This is a genomic window from Luteimonas sp. A537, from assembly GCF_054052065.1.
Window position 1 is genome coordinate 727,121 of the sequence record NZ_JBSVRH010000002.1, and the last position, 15,804, is coordinate 742,924.

The window sequence follows — 15,804 nt, forward strand, 5'->3', positions numbered from 1 at the left end:
GCCAGGCACGCGCCGCGGCATGAGCGGCCTGCTCTGCTACTGCCGCGGCGGCTTCGAGCCCGAGCTTGCGGCCGAGCTTGGCGAGCGCGCGGCCAGCGCCGGCCAGCACGGCTACGCGGCCACCGAACGCGGCAGCGGCTTCGTCCGTTTCCTTGCGCCCGGCGGCGATGCCGGGGCGCTGTCGCGGGCCCTGCCCTGGCGCTCGCTGGTGTTCGCGCGGCAGAAGCTGGTGCTGCTCGCAGAGCTCGACGCCCTGGACACGACCGACCGCGTGACGCCGGTGCTCGCGGCCCTGCAGCGGCACGTGGACGCGTCCGGGGGCGGCCCGCGTTCGGCATTCGGCACGCTGGTGGTTGAACATCCCGACAGCGACGAGGCCCGGCCGCTCGCCGGCCTGGCACGCGCCCTCGGCAACGCCCTGCGGCCCGCCCTGCGCAAGGCCGGGCTGCTCGCCGCGAAAGACGATGCGCGCCGGCCCGCGCTACACGTCTGCCTGCTGGCAGGCAACCACCTGCTGCTCGCCACCGCCGATCCGAGCGACGCGTCGCCATGGCCGATGGGCGTGCCGCGCCTGCGCCTGCATCGCGACGCGCCCTCGCGCTCGGCGCTGAAGCTGGAGGAGGCCTTCCTCACCCTGCTCGACGAACGCGAGCGCGACCGCATGCTGCGCGCCGGGATGACCGCAGCCGACCTCGGCGCCGCCCCCGGCGGCTGGACCTGGGTGCTGCAGCGCGCGGGGCTGCAGGTGTCGGCGGTCGACAACGGGCCGCTGCGCCAGCACGTCCTGGACGGCGGCGGCGTCGAACACCTGCGCGAGGACGGCTTCCGCTGGCAGCCGCCGCGGCCGCTGGACTGGATGGTCTGCGACATGGTCGAACAGCCGCGGCGCGTGGCCTCGCGCATGGCCACCTGGTTCCGCGAAGGCTGGTGCCGCCAGGCCGTGTTCAACCTCAAGCTGCCGATGAAGAAGCGCTGGCTGGAGACCTCGCTGTGCCTGGAGCTGTTCAGCCGCGAGGCGCAGCGGCCGCTGGAGCTGCGGGCGCGCCAGCTCTACCACGACCGCGAGGAGATCACCGTCCTCGCCATGCCAAAGGACGGCTGAACCGGCGCCGGGCGTCCAGCACGCGTCCGGCCGATCCTGTCCGGCCGATCCTGACCCCGGATTCATGTCGACAGGTCTAGCGTGGCCGCCGTTCCCAACCGAGGCCGCGCCATGAACCCGTCCCAGCCCATGCATCCCCTCGCCATTGCCCTGCTCGCCTGCAGCCTGGTCGCCAGCGGCCCGCTGCTCGCGCAATCCGCGGAAAGCGTCGGCGTGCAGGCGCGCACCGAAGTCAATTCGCGGACCGCCTACGACGACTCGCGCGCCGCCAGCAGGGAGGCGGAGGCCGCGCGTGCCGCCGCGCAGGCCGCCGCCAGCGAACGCCGGGCCGGGGCGGTCACGCCGCGTGGCCAGGCGCAGGCCGAATACAGCGCCTGGCAAGCCGACCAGGCATCGCGTCGTGCGGAACTCGCGGCAGTGGAGGCCCGGCGCGCCGCGGACCATGCCGGCGCGGCCACGTCCGCGGCGGAGGGAGGGGCCGCCCGTCCCCGCGAGATCGTCGCGCAGTCGCAAGCCGCCGCACGCGACGCCAGTACCGCCACGGCGATCGCGCGGCAGGCCGCACTAGAGGCCACGACCGCGGCCGAGACCGCGCGCGCGGCCGCCAGCGCCGAGCCCGCCCCGCCGCCGCCCGCGCGCGTCGACGCCACCTACCCCAGCGAACCGCTGGTCACCTTCACGTCGAGCCCCCCGGATTCGGTGGTCGGCGACTACCGGATCGACATGGCGGCCCTGGACCGCAACGGTGACGGCCGCCTGAGCCGCACCGAGGCACGCGCCAACGCCACGCTCAGCGCCGAGTTCGCCGCCGTGGACAACAACAATGACGGCGCGCTGGATGCCGGCGAGCTGAAGGGCTGGATGCGCTGACGGACACGCGACCCGGCGGCCGGCGTCAGGCGCCGGCCGCGCGTCGCCAGAGCGCGCCCGCCACGCCCGGCAGCCGCCCGGCGAGTCCCAGCGCGTGCCCGCGCAGCATCACCGCGGCGGGCGAGTCACTGGTATAGACCCGGTTGATGCCATCGAATGCGCGCGCCGCGAGCGTCGACTCACTGCGTCGCGCCCGCGCCCAGCGCTCGATCCGCTGCGGCGTATCCCAGGGCTGGCGCCGCGACAGCGCCACCGATACCGAGTCGCGCAGCGCCGCCACGTCACGCAGCCCGACGTTGACGCCCTGCCCCGCCAGCGGATGCATCACATGCGCCGCATCCCCCACCAGCAGCACGCGCCCCGCGGCGTGGCTGCGTGCGAGCTGCAACCGCAGGGGGAACGCGGCACGGGCCGAGCAGGGCACGACCTGGCCAAGGCGACGGTCAAATGCCCGTCCCACCGCGTCGCCGAACGTGGAATCGTCCATCGCCAGCGCCGCCTCCGCCTCGGCGGTCGGCAGCGACCACACGATCGAACAGCTGCCGTCGGCGAACGGCAGGAATGCCAGCGGGCCGCCAGGCAGGAAGCGCTGCCAGGCGGTCGCCTCGTGTTCCTGCTCCGTGCGCACGAAGCCGACCACGCCCGATTGGCCGTAACCATGGCCATCGACCTCCACCCCGGCCAGCCGGCGCAGGGTGGATCCAGCGCCGTCGGCGGCCAGCGCGATGCGCGCCGCCACCCTGCGGCCATCGTCCAGGCGCAGGCGCACCCCGCGCTCATCCTGCTCAAGCTCTTCCACCCGCGCCGGGCAGCGAATCTCGACGCCGGCACCCGGAAGACAGGCCCACAAACGGTCGACCAGCAGTACGTTCTCGACGATCCAGCCGAGTTCGCGACGTCCCAGGCGGTCGGCGTCGAATGCGAGCTCGCCGCCACCCGCCGCGTCCCAGACCCGCATCCGGCGATAAGGCTGCAGGCGCGTGGGCGCGCCGTCGCGGCCGTCGATCCCGGCCCAGGCGCCGATGTCATCGAGCAGCGCGGCATTGTCGTGCGCGAAGGCGAACACGCGCAGGTCGGGCCTGGTTTCCGACCAGGTCGCCGGCGCACGCCCCTCCACCAGCACCACCGACAGGCCGAGCCGGGCCAGCGCCAGCGCCGCCGAGGCCCCGACCACGCCGCCGCCAACGACGGCCACGTCACGCATCGCGCGGCTCATCGAAGCGCCTCCGGGCGACAGGCCGCGGGTACGTCGCCGCGGTACCCCATGGCGCCACCGGCCAGGCCGGCCTGCAGTCCGGGCAAAGCAGCCAGCGCCAGCAATCCGGCGCTGCGCAGCAGCGAAGCGCCGGGCGTCGGGTTGGCCGTGAAGCGCGCCAGGCCATCGGAGAATTCCAGGGTGCGCGCGCGATCCTCGTCGCGGCGCGCGGCATGGCCGGCAAGCAGCTCCTCGTCGCCCGGATCGCCGCCAGCGCTGGCGCAGGCGCGCAGCAGCGCGGCCAATGTCATCGCATCGCGCAGGCCCAGGTTGAAGCCCTGCGCGCCCACCGGATGCATGCTCTGCGCGGCGTTCCCGACCAGCACGGCGCGCGCGGTCACCAGCGCCCGGGCGCGCACCGCCACCGCCGGATAGGCGCTGCGCGGACCCACCGAAAGCAGGCGCCCGATGCGCCAGCCGAAGGCGTCCTGGACCCGCGCCAGGAAGCCGGCCTCGTCCAGCGCCTGCACCGCCTCGGCGTCGGCGCGGGCAACCCCGTGGACCAGGCCCCAGGCGCGGTCGCCGCGCGGCAGCAGCGCGGTCGGGCCGTCGTCGCCCAGGCGTTCATACGCCGTGCCATCGGGGGCGCGCGCGGCGCGCAGCCTGGCCACCATCAGCACCTGGCCGTAATCGTGGCGGGTCGCGCTGATGCCCAGCGCGTCGCGCACGCCGCTGTGCATGCCGTCGGCGGCCACCACCAGGCGGGCGCGGATGCGCGCCGGGCCTTCGCCTGCCAGTTCGAGGACGCGATGCCCGGCTTCCCCGGCTGCGAAACCGGTGAAGCGCGTCGCACGATGACGCACCAGCCCGGCGAGGCCGGCAAGCCGGGCCTCCAGCGCATCGCCGAAGTCGCGCGCCACCACCACCTGGCCGAATGCGCTGCGGCCATGGTCCGCGGCGTCCAGCACCACCCGGCCGAAGTCGCCGCGGCGGCTGGCATGGATGCGGGTGATCGCACCGGTGGGTGCCCGCAGCAGCTGCATCACGCCCAACGAGGTGAGCGCGTTGACCGTGGCCTCGGCGAAGCTCAGGTTGCGCTCGTCGAACACCGCCGGCATCGCTGCCGCGGGCGTGGCCTCGACCATCGCCACCTGCAGCCCGCTGCCTTCCAGCGCGATGGCCAGGCTGGCGCCGACCAGCCCGCCGCCGATGATCACCACGTCATGCGTCGTCGTCATGGCGGCATGATACGGCCGCCGCGGCCCGCAGTTCGCTAGAATGGCGCGAATCCAGCCATCAGCCGTCGGAGCCGAGAGCGCCATGAACACCACCCTGCAACGCGCCATCGTCCTGTCGCTGCTCATGCTTTTGATGGCGGCCACGCGAAGCCACGTCTTCACCCACTTCACCCCGGTGCCCGACGCGACCTGGGCGGCGTTCCTGATCGGCGGCTTCTACCTGCGCGCCTGGGCACGCTGGGCGTTCCCGGCGCTGATGGCGCTGGCGGTGCTGATCGACTTCCTGGTGATCCGTGGCCAGGGCCTGGACTTCTTCGCCCACTACTGCGTCTCGCCCGGCTACTGGATGCTGGTGCCCGCGCACGCGGCGATGTGGGCCGGTGGCCACTGGCTGCGCCAGCACTACGCGGGTGCGAGTCCGGCCGCGCTGGCGCGCCTTGCCGCAGTAGTGGTGCTGTCCACCGCGGCCTGCCACCTGTTCGCGCAGGGCGGCTTCTACTGGCTGTCGCCGGCGGTCGCCGAGCCGACCCTGGCCGGCTGGGCCGCCAACTACGGCCACTGGTTCGCGCCCTACCTTGCCGCCACCGCGATGTTCGTGGCCGCGGCCGCGCTCGCCCAGGTAGTGTCCGAATCCGTTGTCCGCAACGCCGGCGCCGCGCGGCGCCACGGCCAGAGCTGAGGCATGGGCAACCGGCTTTCGAAGATCTACACCCGCACCGGCGATGACGGCAGCACCGGCCTGGGCGACGGCAGCCGCACCGGCAAGGACTCGCTGCGGGTCGAGGCCTACGGCACCGTGGACGAGGCCAACTCGACCATCGGCGTGGTGCTTGCGGCGGAGGTTCCGGACTCCGTGCGCACCCTGCTGACCGCGGTCCAGCACCAGTTGTTCGACCTCGGCGGCGAACTCTGCATCCCGGGCCACGCGGCGATCGACGACGACGACATCACCCGGCTCGAGCAGCACCTGGACCACTACAACGCCGACCTGCCGGCGCTCAAGGAGTTCATCCTCCCCGGTGGCGGCGAAGCCTCGGCGCGCTGCCACGTCGCGCGCACCGTGGTCCGCCGCGCCGAGCGCTGCGCGGTGGCGCTGGCCCGCGAGGAAGAGGTGCGGCCGCAGGCGGTGCGCTATCTCAACCGCCTCTCCGACCTGCTGTTCGTGCTGTGCCGGGTGCTGGCACGCGAAAGCGGCCACGGCGAGGTCATCTGGCAGCACGAGCGCCGCCGGACCTGAGGGCATGGACGCGAAGAGGCTGCCGGTCTTCACCCACGCAGCGTGCTTCGCGCACGACACCGGTCCCGGGCACGTCGAAGTCCCCGCCCGTCTGGGCGCGGTGGTGACCGCGCTTCGCGACCACGTCCCCGGCATCGAATGGCTGGAAGCGCCGCGTGCAACCCGCGGCCAGCTGCTGCGCGTGCATGAATCCCTGTTGCTGCACGCGGTGCTCGAAGCCACGCCCCCCGAAGGGCTGCAGCAGCTCGACCCCGACACCGTGCTCTCACCGGGTTCCGCGGAAGCGGCGCTGCGCGCGGCGGGTGCGGTGGTCGCAGCCGTGGACCTGGTCCTGGGCGGGGAGTCGGACGCGGCCTTCTGCGCGGTGCGGCCGCCCGGCCACCACGCCATGCCCGCGCACGCGATGGGCTTCTGCCTGTTCAACAACATCGCCGTGGGCACGGCACATGCGCTCGACCGCCACGGCCTCGCACGGGTCGCCATCGTGGATTTCGACGTCCACCATGGCAACGGCACCGAGGCGATCTTCGCCGACGAGACGCGGGTGCTTTACGCCAGCGCTCACGAAATGCCCCTGTTTCCGGAAACCGGCCATCCCCGCGACCGCGGCGCGGGCAACATCCACAACGCCGCCCTGCAGGCCGGAAGCGGCAGCCATCGCTTCCGCGAAGCATGGCGTGAACGCCTGCTGCCGGCGATCGACGGCTTCGAGCCACAGCTGGTGATGATCTCGGCCGGCTTCGATGGCCATCGCGCCGACCCCGTGGCCCACCTTGAACTCGAGGCCGATGACTTCGCCTGGCTGACCGGCGAACTCGGCGACATCGCCGCGCGCCACGCCGGCGGCCGCATGGTTTCCGTGCTCGAGGGTGGTTACGATCTCGCGGCGCTGGCCGAATGCAGCATCGCCCACGTCCGGGCACTGGCCATGGGAACGCAGGCGGCCTGAGCGCCCGCCGTTCACGGGCCGCGCATTGCCGCTGCCGGGGCGATGCGGCAAGCTAGCCGCCGCCCTTCTTTTCCGCCGGAATCCTGCGTGCGCCCAGCCCCCCGCCTGCTCCCGCTGTCGCTTTGCATCGCTTTCGCGCTGGCGGCACCCCATCCGGCCGCGCTGGCCGACGATGACATCGAGCCGAACTGGAGCCTGTGCCCGATCGTGTCGTCGGTGCCCGAGTTCCCCGATGCGCAGCCGGCCGAAGGCGGCCCCGACGACCGGGCCTCCCAGCCCACCGATATCGCCGGTGACAACCTGGCCGGCATCGACGGCGAAAACCTGGAGTATTCGGGCAACGTGACCCTGCGTCGCGGCGACCAGTTCCTCGGCGCGGACAACATCGAATACCGCAGCGAAAGCTCGACCTACGTCGCCACCGGCAGCGTCCGCTACCAGGACTCGGCGATGCGACTGATGGCCGAGCGACTCGAGGGCGACCAGGAAGCGGACACGCACCGCGTCGACAACGTGTCCTACCAGCTCACCGAGCGCCGCGGCAACGGCGGCGCCGAGCGCATCGAGATGAAGGGCTCGCAGGGCGCGCTTTACGGCTCGACCTATTCCACCTGCCCGCCCGACGACCGCTGGTGGGAGCTGCGCGCCGAGCGCATCGACATCGACGACGACAAGGGCCAGGGCATCGCCCGCAACGCCACCCTGCGCCTGGGCAAGGTTCCCGTGTTGTATATCCCGATCTTCGCCTTCCCCACCGACAACCGGCGCAAGACCGGGTTGCTCTATCCAAGCATTTCGTATTCCAGCCGCAACGGTTTCGATTGGCGCCAGCCGATCTACCTCAACCTGGCTCCGAATTACGACATGACCCTCGAGCCGCGGCTGATGACCAACCGCGGCCTGCTTCTCGGCACCGAGTTCCGCTACCGCACCAGCGGCGGCCGCGGCGTGTTCGACATCGAGCTGCTGCCGTCCGACCAGCTGACGCGCGACGGCCGCGCCGAGGAGCTGGCCGACCCCGACATCCGCGAGGAAAACCGGCGCAAGGAAGACCGCGGCCTGTTCCGTTTCAATGGCAGGCAGAACATCAACCGCTACTGGCAGGCGCGAACGAACCTGGCCTGGGCCAGCGACCCGCGCTACATCGAGGACTCCAGCAGCAACCTCAACGGCCGCACCAACTTCTCGATCAAGAGCGACCTCGGCATCTACGGCCGCGCGCGCACCTGGGACGCCGGCGTGATGGCCGATTACTGGCAGCTCGGCGACTACACCCAGCGGGAGGCGGTCCTGCCGTACCACCGCCTGCCGCGCGCCTTCGTGAACTGGGAGGACGACTTCGGACGCTGGCTGGTCGCCGGCGCGTCGGCTGAGCTCACCCGCTTCCAGCACGCCGACACCCGCGCAAAGCCCGGTGGCAGCCGCCTGGACATCAAGCCCTGGGTATCCATGCCGCTCCAGGGCGCGGCCTGGTTCGTGACTCCAACCCTCGCCTGGCGCTATACCGGTTACGAACTCGAGGACAGGCTCGCGAGCCAGCTCGCCACCGGAGGCAATGCGCCCGACACCTCGCCTTCCCGCAGCCTGCCCATCAGCACGGTCGACGCCGGCGTGTATTTCGATCGCGCCACGCTGTTTCGCGGCAAGTCGCACCTGCAGACCCTGGAGCCCCGGCTGTTTTACGTGAACACACCCTACCGCGACCAGTCGGCGCTGCCCCGGTTCGACACCGAGGCGATGTCGTACAGCTGGGGCCAGCTGTTCCGGGACAACCGCTTCACCGGCGCCGACCGCCAGGCCGATGCGAACCAGTTGACGCTCGCCCTGACCACGCGCCTGATCGACCAGGAGAGTGGTCGTGAAAAGCTCTCGGCAAGCATCGGCCAGATCCGCTACTTCGAGGACTCGCGCGTCGGCCTGACCAGCAACTCCCCGGTGATCGGCAAGGGCAAGTCGGCGTGGATCGCCGACGCCAGCTACGAAATCAACGACCGCTGGAGCGTGGGCGGCACCTACCACTGGAACCCCGCGACCAAGCAGGAAGACCTGGCCAGCGCGCGTGCGCGCTACCTGATCGGCGACGACGGCGTGGTCAACCTGGCCTACCGCTACCGGCGCAGCGCCAGCAACCAGGAGGATCTGCTGGAACAGGTCGACTTCTCGTTCCTGTACCCGCTCAATCCGTCCTGGAGCCTGGTCGGGCGCTATTACTATTCACTGCTGGACAAGCAACTGCTTGAAGGAATCGCCGGCGTCCAGTGGGACAGCTGCTGCATGGCCGCCCGCCTGGTGGCGCGCCGCTACGTCCGCAATTTCAAGGGCGAGTTGAACGACGCGATCCAGCTCGAGATCGAATTCAAGGGCCTGGGCTCGGCCGGGCCCGAGACAACCAGCCGCCTGCGCCGTGCTATTCTCGGCTACCACCGCGAGGACCTGTACCTGGTGCCTCCGCCCAATGTCCGCAACGACGACGGCGACACGCCCTCGGACGACGTTTTCCCATGAAGAATCTCTTCCTATCCCTCGCTTTCGCCCTGGCGGCCATTGCCACGCCGGCGCTCGCCCAGCAAGTGCAGCCAATCGACGGCATTGCCGCCATCGTCGATGAAGACGTGATCCTGCAGAGCGAACTCGAACGCGCCGTGCGCAACATCAAGGCGCAGTACGGCAACCGCGCCGACCAGCTGCCGCCCGAAACCGTGCTGCGTCGCCAGGTGCTCGAGCGCCTGATCCTGGTCCAGCTGCAGACCGCACGCGCCCAGTCCACCGGCGTGCGCGTGGCCGATGAAGAGCTTGACGCCGCGGCCGCAGGGATCGCCCGGCAGAACAACATGACGCCCGACCAGCTCCGCCAGCAGCTGGCCGGCGACGGCATCTCGTACGACGAGTTCCGCGGCTCGTTGCGCGACGAGCTCGCCATCCAGCGCCTGCGCCAGCGATTCGCGCAGAGCACGATCATGGTCACCGACGCCGAAGTCGACGCGGCCTTGGCCAGCCAGGCCAGCGGCACCCAGTACCGGCTCGCCAACATCCTGGTCGCACTGCCCAACGGCGCCACGCCACAGCAGATCGCAATGGCCGAAGAGAAGATCGAAGGCGTCCAGGGCCTGCTCGAACGCGGCGAGATGGATTTCGCGGCGGCGGCAGTGCGCTACTCCGACGGCCCCAACGCACTCGAGGGCGGCGATCTCGGCTGGCGCGGCATCGACGAGATCCCGTCGGCCTTCAGCGCGGTCGTCGGCGGCCTCCAGCCCGGCCAGATGTTCGGTCCTGCGCGCGGTCCCAGCGGCTTCCAGCTGCTGCAGCTCGTCGACATCCGCGACGGCGTACAGGCCAGCTCCGGACAGTCCGTCACCCAGTACCAGGCGAGCCACATCCTGATCCGGGGCGACGACGCCGCCGCCAAGGCCCGCATCGACAGCCTTCACGCTGCAGTCGCCGGTGGCTCCTCGTTCGCCTCGGTCGCGAGCGAATCCTCCGACGACACCGTCACCCGCGGGGCGGGCGGTGACCTTGGCTGGTTCACCCACGACGAGTTCGGCCCGCAGTTCGGCGACCAGGTCGCGGCGCTGCAGGACGGCGAAGTCTCCGCTCCGTTCCGCAGCCAGGCTGGCTGGCACATCATCCAGCGCGTCGGCAGCCGCCAAGCCAGCGTTGACGATGAGAACCGTCGCAACCAGGCCCGTGAAACCATCGGCCAGCGCAAGCTCGAGGATGAATGGAACCGGTTCCTGCGTGAAATGCGCGGCGAAGCCTATATCGATATCCGTCCCGCCTCCGGCGCCGTCGGCGACAGCTGAAATGCAGCGCCTGCGGCTCGCGCTGGTCCCGGGTGAACCGGCCGGCGTCGGGCCGGAGCTGTGCGCACGCGCGCTGCAGAAGCGCTGGGACGCCCGACTCGAAATCTTTGGCGATGGCGATGCGCTGGTTGCCGCGGCGCAGCGCATCGGCCTGCCCTTGGCGCGCATCGCGCCCGAACGCCTGCAGGCGCCCGGCGGCGAGTTCACGCTGCACCACCACCCTGCCACGGTCGCCGCAACGCCCGGTGTACTGGAAGCGGCCAATGCGGCATCGACAGTGGCGGCACTGCTCGCCGCAGCCGACGCCTGCCTGGGCGGCCGCTGCCAGGGCATGGTCACCGGGCCGGTGCACAAGGCTTCGATCAATGACGGCGGCATCGCCTACAGCGGCACCACCGGCCTGCTGGCGGCGCACACCGATCGCGAGGTGGTGATGATGCTCGCCAACCCGACCATGCGCGTGGCCCTGGCCACGGTGCACATGCCGCTGCGCGCGGTGCCCGACGCACTGACCGCGGCCCGGCTGGAAGGCTGCCTGCGGGTCCTGCATGCCGCGCTGCGTGATGACTTCGGCATCGCCGAGCCCGTGGTGGCGGTGTTGGGACTGAATCCGCACGCCGGCGAGGACGGCCATCTTGGCCGCGAGGAACTCGACACCATCATCCCGCTGCTGGAGCGCCTGCGCGCTACGGGCATGCGCCTGGAAGGGCCACTGCCGGCGGACACCGCCTTCCTGCCCGCGAAGCTGGAGGGCTTCGACGCGGTCCTGGCCATGTACCACGACCAGGGCCTGCCGGTGCTGAAGCACAGCGGCTTCGAGCAGGCGGTCAACATCACCCTCGGCCTGCCCTGGCCGCGCGTGGCGGTCGACCACGGGACCGCACTGGACCTGGCCGGCAGCGGCCGCGCCGACCCCTCCAGCCTGTTCGCCGCCATCGATACCTGCACCCGCCTGGCGCAGGTGCGCGCCGCCCGGAGCAGCGCATGACAGCCCCGCAAGACGGTCACGACGGCCGCTTCCGACAGCCTGCCAAGAAATCACTGGGCCAGCACTTCCTGCACGAGCGCGGGGTCGTCGACCGCATCGTCCTCGCGGTCGACCCGCGCCCGGGCGAGCGCATCGTCGAGATCGGCCCCGGCCAGGGCGCGATGACCTTCCCGCTGCTCGACCGCCACGGCAGCCTGACTGCGATCGAGTTCGACCGCGACCTGCTGGCGCCGCTCACGGTGCGCGCGCGCGAACACGGCGCGCTGGAGCTTATCCACGCCAACGTGCTCGACGTCGACTTCACCGCGCTCGCCGATGGCACGCCGCTGCGCCTGGTCGGCAACCTGCCTTACAACCTGTCCTCGCCGATCCTGTTCCACGCCCTCGACCACGCCGCAGCCGTGCGCGACATGCACTTCATGCTGCAGAAGGAAGTGGTCGACCGCATGGCCGCCGGACCCGGCAGCAAGGTGTATGGGCGCCTGAGCGTGATGCTGCAGGCCTGGTGCCACGTCACCGCGCTGTTCACCGTGGGACCCGGCGCATTCAGGCCGCCGCCGAAGGTGGACTCGGCCGTGGTCCGCCTGGTGCCACGCGACCCCGCAACCATCGGCATCGACGATCCCGCGCGCTTCGCGGCGATCGTCCGCGCGGCCTTCGGCCAGCGCCGCAAGACCCTGCGCAACTCGCTGCAGACACAGTGCGACAGCTCGGCGATCGTGGCCGCCGGCATCGATCCTTCACAGCGCGCCGAGCAGCTCGAGGTCGCGGATTTCGTGCGGCTTGCCAACGCCGTGCCCGCTGCGTAGCCCAAGTATTCACGCCAAGCGCTTACACTCGCCTGATGGACGACACACCCGACTACACCCTGGAGATCCAGATCGCGACGCGCTTCCTTGCCGAGGAATCCGCGCCCGAAGACGATCGCTATGTCTTCGCCTACACCATCCGCATCCGCAACCTCGGCCGTCGCGCCGCACAGCTGCTTGATCGCCACTGGGTGATCACCGACGGCAACGGCCACGTCGAAGAGGTCCGCGGCGACGGCGTGGTGGGCGAGCAGCCGCTGATCGAACCCGGCGACCAGTTCACCTACACCTCCGGCGCCGTGCTTGAAACCGCAGTCGGCAGCATGGAAGGCAGCTACGGCATGGTCGGCGACGACGGCACCCGCTTCGACGCGCCGATCCCGCCGTTCACCCTCGCCGTTCCGCGCACCCTGCACTGACATGGCCGTCTGGGCGATCGGCGACCTCCAGGGATGCCTGGGGCCCACTGAGCGGCTGCTCGAACGCATCCGCTTCGACCCTGCTCGCGACCGGCTGTGGTTCTGCGGCGACCTCGTCAACCGCGGCGGCGAATCGCTGGAGACGCTGCGCCTGGTGCACTCGCTGCGCGACAGCGCCGTCACCGTGCTCGGCAACCACGACCTCTCGCTATTGGCGATCGCCGAACGCCGCGAAGCCGACCAGCGCAAGGTCAATCCCGACCTGCAGCGCGTGCTGTTCGCGCCCGATCGCGACGAGCTGCTCGACTGGCTGCGCACGCAGCCGCTGGTGCACGCCGACCGCGAGCTCGGCTGGATGATGGTCCACGCCGGCCTGGCGCCGAAGTGGACCGCCGACGACGCGCTGGCGATGTCCGCCGAAGTCGAGCAGGTGCTGCAGGGCCGCAACCGCCTCGGCCTGCTGCGCAACATGTACGGCGACCGGCCGGCCTGGTCGTCGGGCCTGCGCGGCACCGACCGCCAGCGCGCGATCATCAACATCTTCACCCGCATGCGCTACTGCAGTCCGCGCGGCCGCATCGCGTTCGAGGAAAAGGGCGCGCCGGGCACGCAGCCGCCGGGGCTCTATCCCTGGTACGCGGTGCCCGGGCGCGTGGAGCGCGGGCTCAAGCTCGCCTGTGGCCACTGGTCGTCGCTGGGCCTGTTCATCGGCCACGGCGTGCACGCGATCGACACCGGCGCCGTCTGGGGTGGCACGCTCACCGCGCTGCGCCTGGATTGCGATGAACTGCAGGTGGTCCAGGTCCCGGGCAGGCCGTCGCCTCGACCCTGAAGCGGCGCGCGTGGCCACGCGGACCACGCTCCGCAGCCCAGGTCGTTTCAGCGACGCCGGTATTCGACGAACTCGAACGCGAAGGCGTGGCGCGCATCGGCCGGATGCACCGCGCGCGACACCGCACGCCAGGCGTCCGCATCGAACGCCGGGAAGAAAGCGTCGGCACCTTCGATCCCGGTATCGACGTGGGTCAGGTGCAGCACCGACGCCTGCGGCAGCGCGAGCGCATAGACCTCGCCACCGCCGATCACGCACAGGGTGGTGGCGCCGTCGCCGTCGGCGCATGTCCGGGCCTGCCCCAGCGAGGCCACCGCCTCCATCCCGGGGAACGGCACGCGTCCGCTGCGGGTCAGAACCAGGTTGCGACGCCCCGGCAGCGCGCGACCGAGCGACTCGGCCGTCTTCCGTCCCATCAGGATCGGCTTGCCGAGGGTCAGTGCCTTGAAATGGCGGAAGTCGTCCGGCAGGTGCCAGGGCATCGCGTTGTCGCGGCCGATGGCGAACCGGCGATCGACTGCAGCCACGAGGACGATCGACGGAACGTCCCCGTCCCGCCGCGCCATCACGCCCGCGCCGGCCACGCCGCCCTCAGACCGCCACCGGCGCCTTGATCGGCGGCAGCGGATCGTAGCCCTCGATGGCGATGTCCTCGTAGCTGAAGTCGAAGATGTCGCGGATCGCCGGGTTGAGCGCAAGCTTCGGCAGCGCGTGCGGCGTACGCGCCAGCTGTTCGCGGGCCTGGTCGTAATGGTTCGAATACAGGTGTGCGTCGCCCAGGGTGTGCACGAAATCGCCCACGCCGAGCCCGGTCGCCTGCGCCACCATGTGGGTCAGGAGCGCGTAGCTTGCGATGTTGAATGGCACGCCCAGGAAGATGTCGCCACTGCGCTGGTAGAGCTGGCAGCTGAGCTTGCCGTCGACCACGTAGAACTGGAACAGCGCGTGGCAGGGCTGCAACTTCATCGCCGGCAGGTCGGCCACGTTCCAGGCGCTGACCACCAGGCGGCGGGAGTCGGGGTTGCGGCGGATTTCGTCGATCACCCAGCGGATCTGGTCGATCTCGCTGCCGCGACCATCGGCCCAGCGCCGCCACTGCTTGCCGTAGACCGGACCAAGCTCGCCGTCGGAATCCGCCCATTCGTCCCAGATCGTGACCTTGTTGGCGCGCAGGTAGGCGACGCTGGTCTCGCCCCTCAGGAACCACAGCAGCTCGTGGATGATGGAGCGCAGGTGGAGCTTCTTGGTGGTGACCAGCGGGAAGCCTTCGGCCAGGTCGAAGCGCATCTGCCAGCCGAACACGCTGCGGGTGCCGGTACCGGTGCGGTCGGACTTTTCGGTGCCGTGTTCGAGGACGTGGCCGAGGAGGTCGAGGTACTGGCGCATGGCTGTTGCTCCGTGCTGTGTCGGGTGGCGCTGGTCGCAGCTGCAGCTGCTCCTACAGGGGAGCGCTGGTCGGGGCTGCGGGCGCGGGTGCGGGCTGAAGGGTCGGGCTGCGGCGGGACAGCCACAGCCAGTACAGGCCGATCAGCACCAGCGGCGTGCTCAGCACCTGGCCCATCGTCAGCCAGCCGAATGCAAGGTAGCCGATGTGGGCGTCGGGCTCGCGCACGAACTCGACCAGGAAGCGGAAGCTGCCGTAGAGCAGCGCGAACATGCCCGAAACCGCATAGCGTGGCCGCGGCCGGCGCGAGAACCACCACAGCGCCGCGAACAACACCACGCCCTCGAGGAAGGCCTGGTAGAGCTGCGAGGGGTGGCGCGCATACGGCTCCAGCTGGCCGGCCTGGTGCAGCGCGCGCAGCGCGGCATCGTCCAGGAAGGCGAGGTCCGGCGGCAGCGCGTTGCGGAACACCGTGCCCCAGGCGAGGTCAGTGGGCTTGCCCCAGAGCTCGCCGCCGATCCAGTTGCCGATGCGGCCGAAGCCCAGGCCCAGCGGCACCAGCGGCGCCACGAAATCCATGCTGTCGAAGAAGTGCAGGCGGCGCGCGCGCGACCACAGCCAGCTTGCCAGCAGCACGCCGAGCAGGCCGCCGTGGAAGCTCATGCCGCCTTCCCACACCCGCAGCAGCATCAGCGGGTTGGCGAGGAAGTCGCCGAAGGAATAGAACAGCACGTAGCCGATGCGCCCGCCCAGCACGACGCCCAGCATGCCGTAGAACATCAGGTCGCCGAAGCCAGCCTCGTCGACCCCCGGCAGGCGCCCGGCGCGGATCCGCGAGCGCCCCAGCAGCCACGCGCTGAGGAAGGCCAGCGCGTACATCAGCCCGTACCAGTGGATCCCCGGCTCGAAACTCCTGCCGAACAGCTCGAACGCCGGCGATTGCAGCGCGACCGGGTCGACCAGGTGCAGGAGGCTCATGCC

The 15,804-nt window shown here is 71.0% G+C and carries 15 protein-coding genes and 1 pseudogene; 11 read left to right on the plus strand and 5 right to left on the minus strand.

Annotated features, from left to right (window positions below):
* Positions 1-19 precede the first annotated feature (19 nt).
* Complete coding sequence (rlmM, locus tag ACW7GZ_RS07380; RefSeq protein WP_457005528.1) at positions 20-1,102, plus strand: 23S rRNA (cytidine(2498)-2'-O)-methyltransferase RlmM; 1,083 nt, start codon at positions 20-22, stop codon at positions 1,100-1,102.
* Between the two features lie 111 nt (positions 1,103-1,213).
* Entirely contained in the window at positions 1,214-1,972 is a 759-nt protein-coding gene (locus ACW7GZ_RS07385; RefSeq protein WP_457008570.1) for a hypothetical protein, read from the plus strand.
* 25 nt (positions 1,973-1,997) lie between these two features.
* Here the strand turns inward: ACW7GZ_RS07385 and ACW7GZ_RS07390 are convergent, their stop codons facing one another.
* Positions 1,998-3,188, minus strand: a complete 1,191-nt coding sequence (locus ACW7GZ_RS07390; protein ID WP_457005531.1) for an FAD-dependent oxidoreductase — start codon at positions 3,186-3,188, stop codon at positions 1,998-2,000.
* Entirely contained in the window at positions 3,185-4,405 is a 1,221-nt protein-coding gene (gene ubiH / locus ACW7GZ_RS07395) for a 2-octaprenyl-6-methoxyphenyl hydroxylase (protein ID WP_457005533.1), read from the minus strand. The genes ACW7GZ_RS07390 and ubiH overlap by 4 nt, the downstream gene beginning before the upstream one ends.
* Positions 4,406-4,487: 82 nt before the next feature.
* Here ubiH and ACW7GZ_RS07400 point away from each other — a divergent pair, with 82 nt between their 5' ends.
* The 9 genes and pseudogenes from ACW7GZ_RS07400 to ACW7GZ_RS07440 all read left to right on the plus strand — a co-directional run.
* On the plus strand, positions 4,488-5,084 hold the full coding sequence (locus ACW7GZ_RS07400; RefSeq protein WP_457005535.1) for a hypothetical protein: 597 nt from the start codon (positions 4,488-4,490) through the stop codon (positions 5,082-5,084).
* A gap of 3 nt (positions 5,085-5,087) precedes the next feature.
* Positions 5,088-5,642, plus strand: a complete 555-nt coding sequence (locus ACW7GZ_RS07405) for a cob(I)yrinic acid a,c-diamide adenosyltransferase (protein ID WP_457005537.1) — start codon at positions 5,088-5,090, stop codon at positions 5,640-5,642.
* A 19-nt stretch (positions 5,643-5,661) separates the two neighbouring features.
* Positions 5,662-6,591 (plus strand): histone deacetylase family protein, encoded by a 930-nt coding sequence (locus ACW7GZ_RS07410; protein WP_457005616.1) that lies wholly within the window; start codon positions 5,662-5,664, stop codon positions 6,589-6,591.
* Positions 6,592-6,678: 87 nt separating this feature from the next.
* Positions 6,679-9,096: an LPS assembly protein LptD gene (gene lptD / locus ACW7GZ_RS07415; RefSeq protein WP_457008572.1), complete on the plus strand. Its 2,418-nt coding sequence runs from the start codon at positions 6,679-6,681 to the stop codon at positions 9,094-9,096.
* Entirely contained in the window at positions 9,093-10,391 is a 1,299-nt protein-coding gene (locus ACW7GZ_RS07420) for a peptidylprolyl isomerase (RefSeq protein ID WP_457008574.1), read from the plus strand. Before lptD ends, ACW7GZ_RS07420 begins: the two co-directional genes overlap by 4 nt.
* 1 nt (position 10,392) lies before the next feature.
* Positions 10,393-11,379, plus strand: a complete 987-nt coding sequence (pdxA, locus tag ACW7GZ_RS07425; RefSeq protein ID WP_457008576.1) for a 4-hydroxythreonine-4-phosphate dehydrogenase PdxA — start codon at positions 10,393-10,395, stop codon at positions 11,377-11,379.
* Positions 11,376-12,188 (plus strand): 16S rRNA (adenine(1518)-N(6)/adenine(1519)-N(6))-dimethyltransferase RsmA, encoded by an 813-nt coding sequence (gene rsmA, locus ACW7GZ_RS07430; protein ID WP_457005544.1) that lies wholly within the window; start codon positions 11,376-11,378, stop codon positions 12,186-12,188. Before pdxA ends, rsmA begins: the two co-directional genes overlap by 4 nt.
* A gap of 35 nt (positions 12,189-12,223) precedes the next feature.
* Positions 12,224-12,607 (plus strand): Co2+/Mg2+ efflux protein ApaG, encoded by a 384-nt coding sequence (apaG, locus tag ACW7GZ_RS07435; protein WP_343255487.1) that lies wholly within the window; start codon positions 12,224-12,226, stop codon positions 12,605-12,607.
* 1 nt (position 12,608) lies between these two features.
* A pseudogene (locus tag ACW7GZ_RS07440) lies at positions 12,609-13,436 on the plus strand (symmetrical bis(5'-nucleosyl)-tetraphosphatase); the annotation flags it as partial.
* A 50-nt stretch (positions 13,437-13,486) separates the two neighbouring features.
* Here the strand turns inward: ACW7GZ_RS07440 and ACW7GZ_RS07445 are convergent.
* The 3 genes from ACW7GZ_RS07445 to lgt are packed head-to-tail and all read right to left on the minus strand — an operon-like array spanning position 13,487 to position 15,801.
* Positions 13,487-14,005 (minus strand): dihydrofolate reductase, encoded by a 519-nt coding sequence (locus ACW7GZ_RS07445; RefSeq protein ID WP_457005618.1) that lies wholly within the window; start codon positions 14,003-14,005, stop codon positions 13,487-13,489.
* A gap of 25 nt (positions 14,006-14,030) precedes the next feature.
* Complete coding sequence (locus ACW7GZ_RS07450; protein ID WP_457008578.1) at positions 14,031-14,825, minus strand: thymidylate synthase; 795 nt, start codon at positions 14,823-14,825, stop codon at positions 14,031-14,033.
* Between the two features lie 52 nt (positions 14,826-14,877).
* Positions 14,878-15,801: a prolipoprotein diacylglyceryl transferase gene (gene lgt / locus ACW7GZ_RS07455; RefSeq protein WP_457005548.1), complete on the minus strand. Its 924-nt coding sequence runs from the start codon at positions 15,799-15,801 to the stop codon at positions 14,878-14,880.
* Positions 15,802-15,804 lie beyond the last annotated feature (3 nt).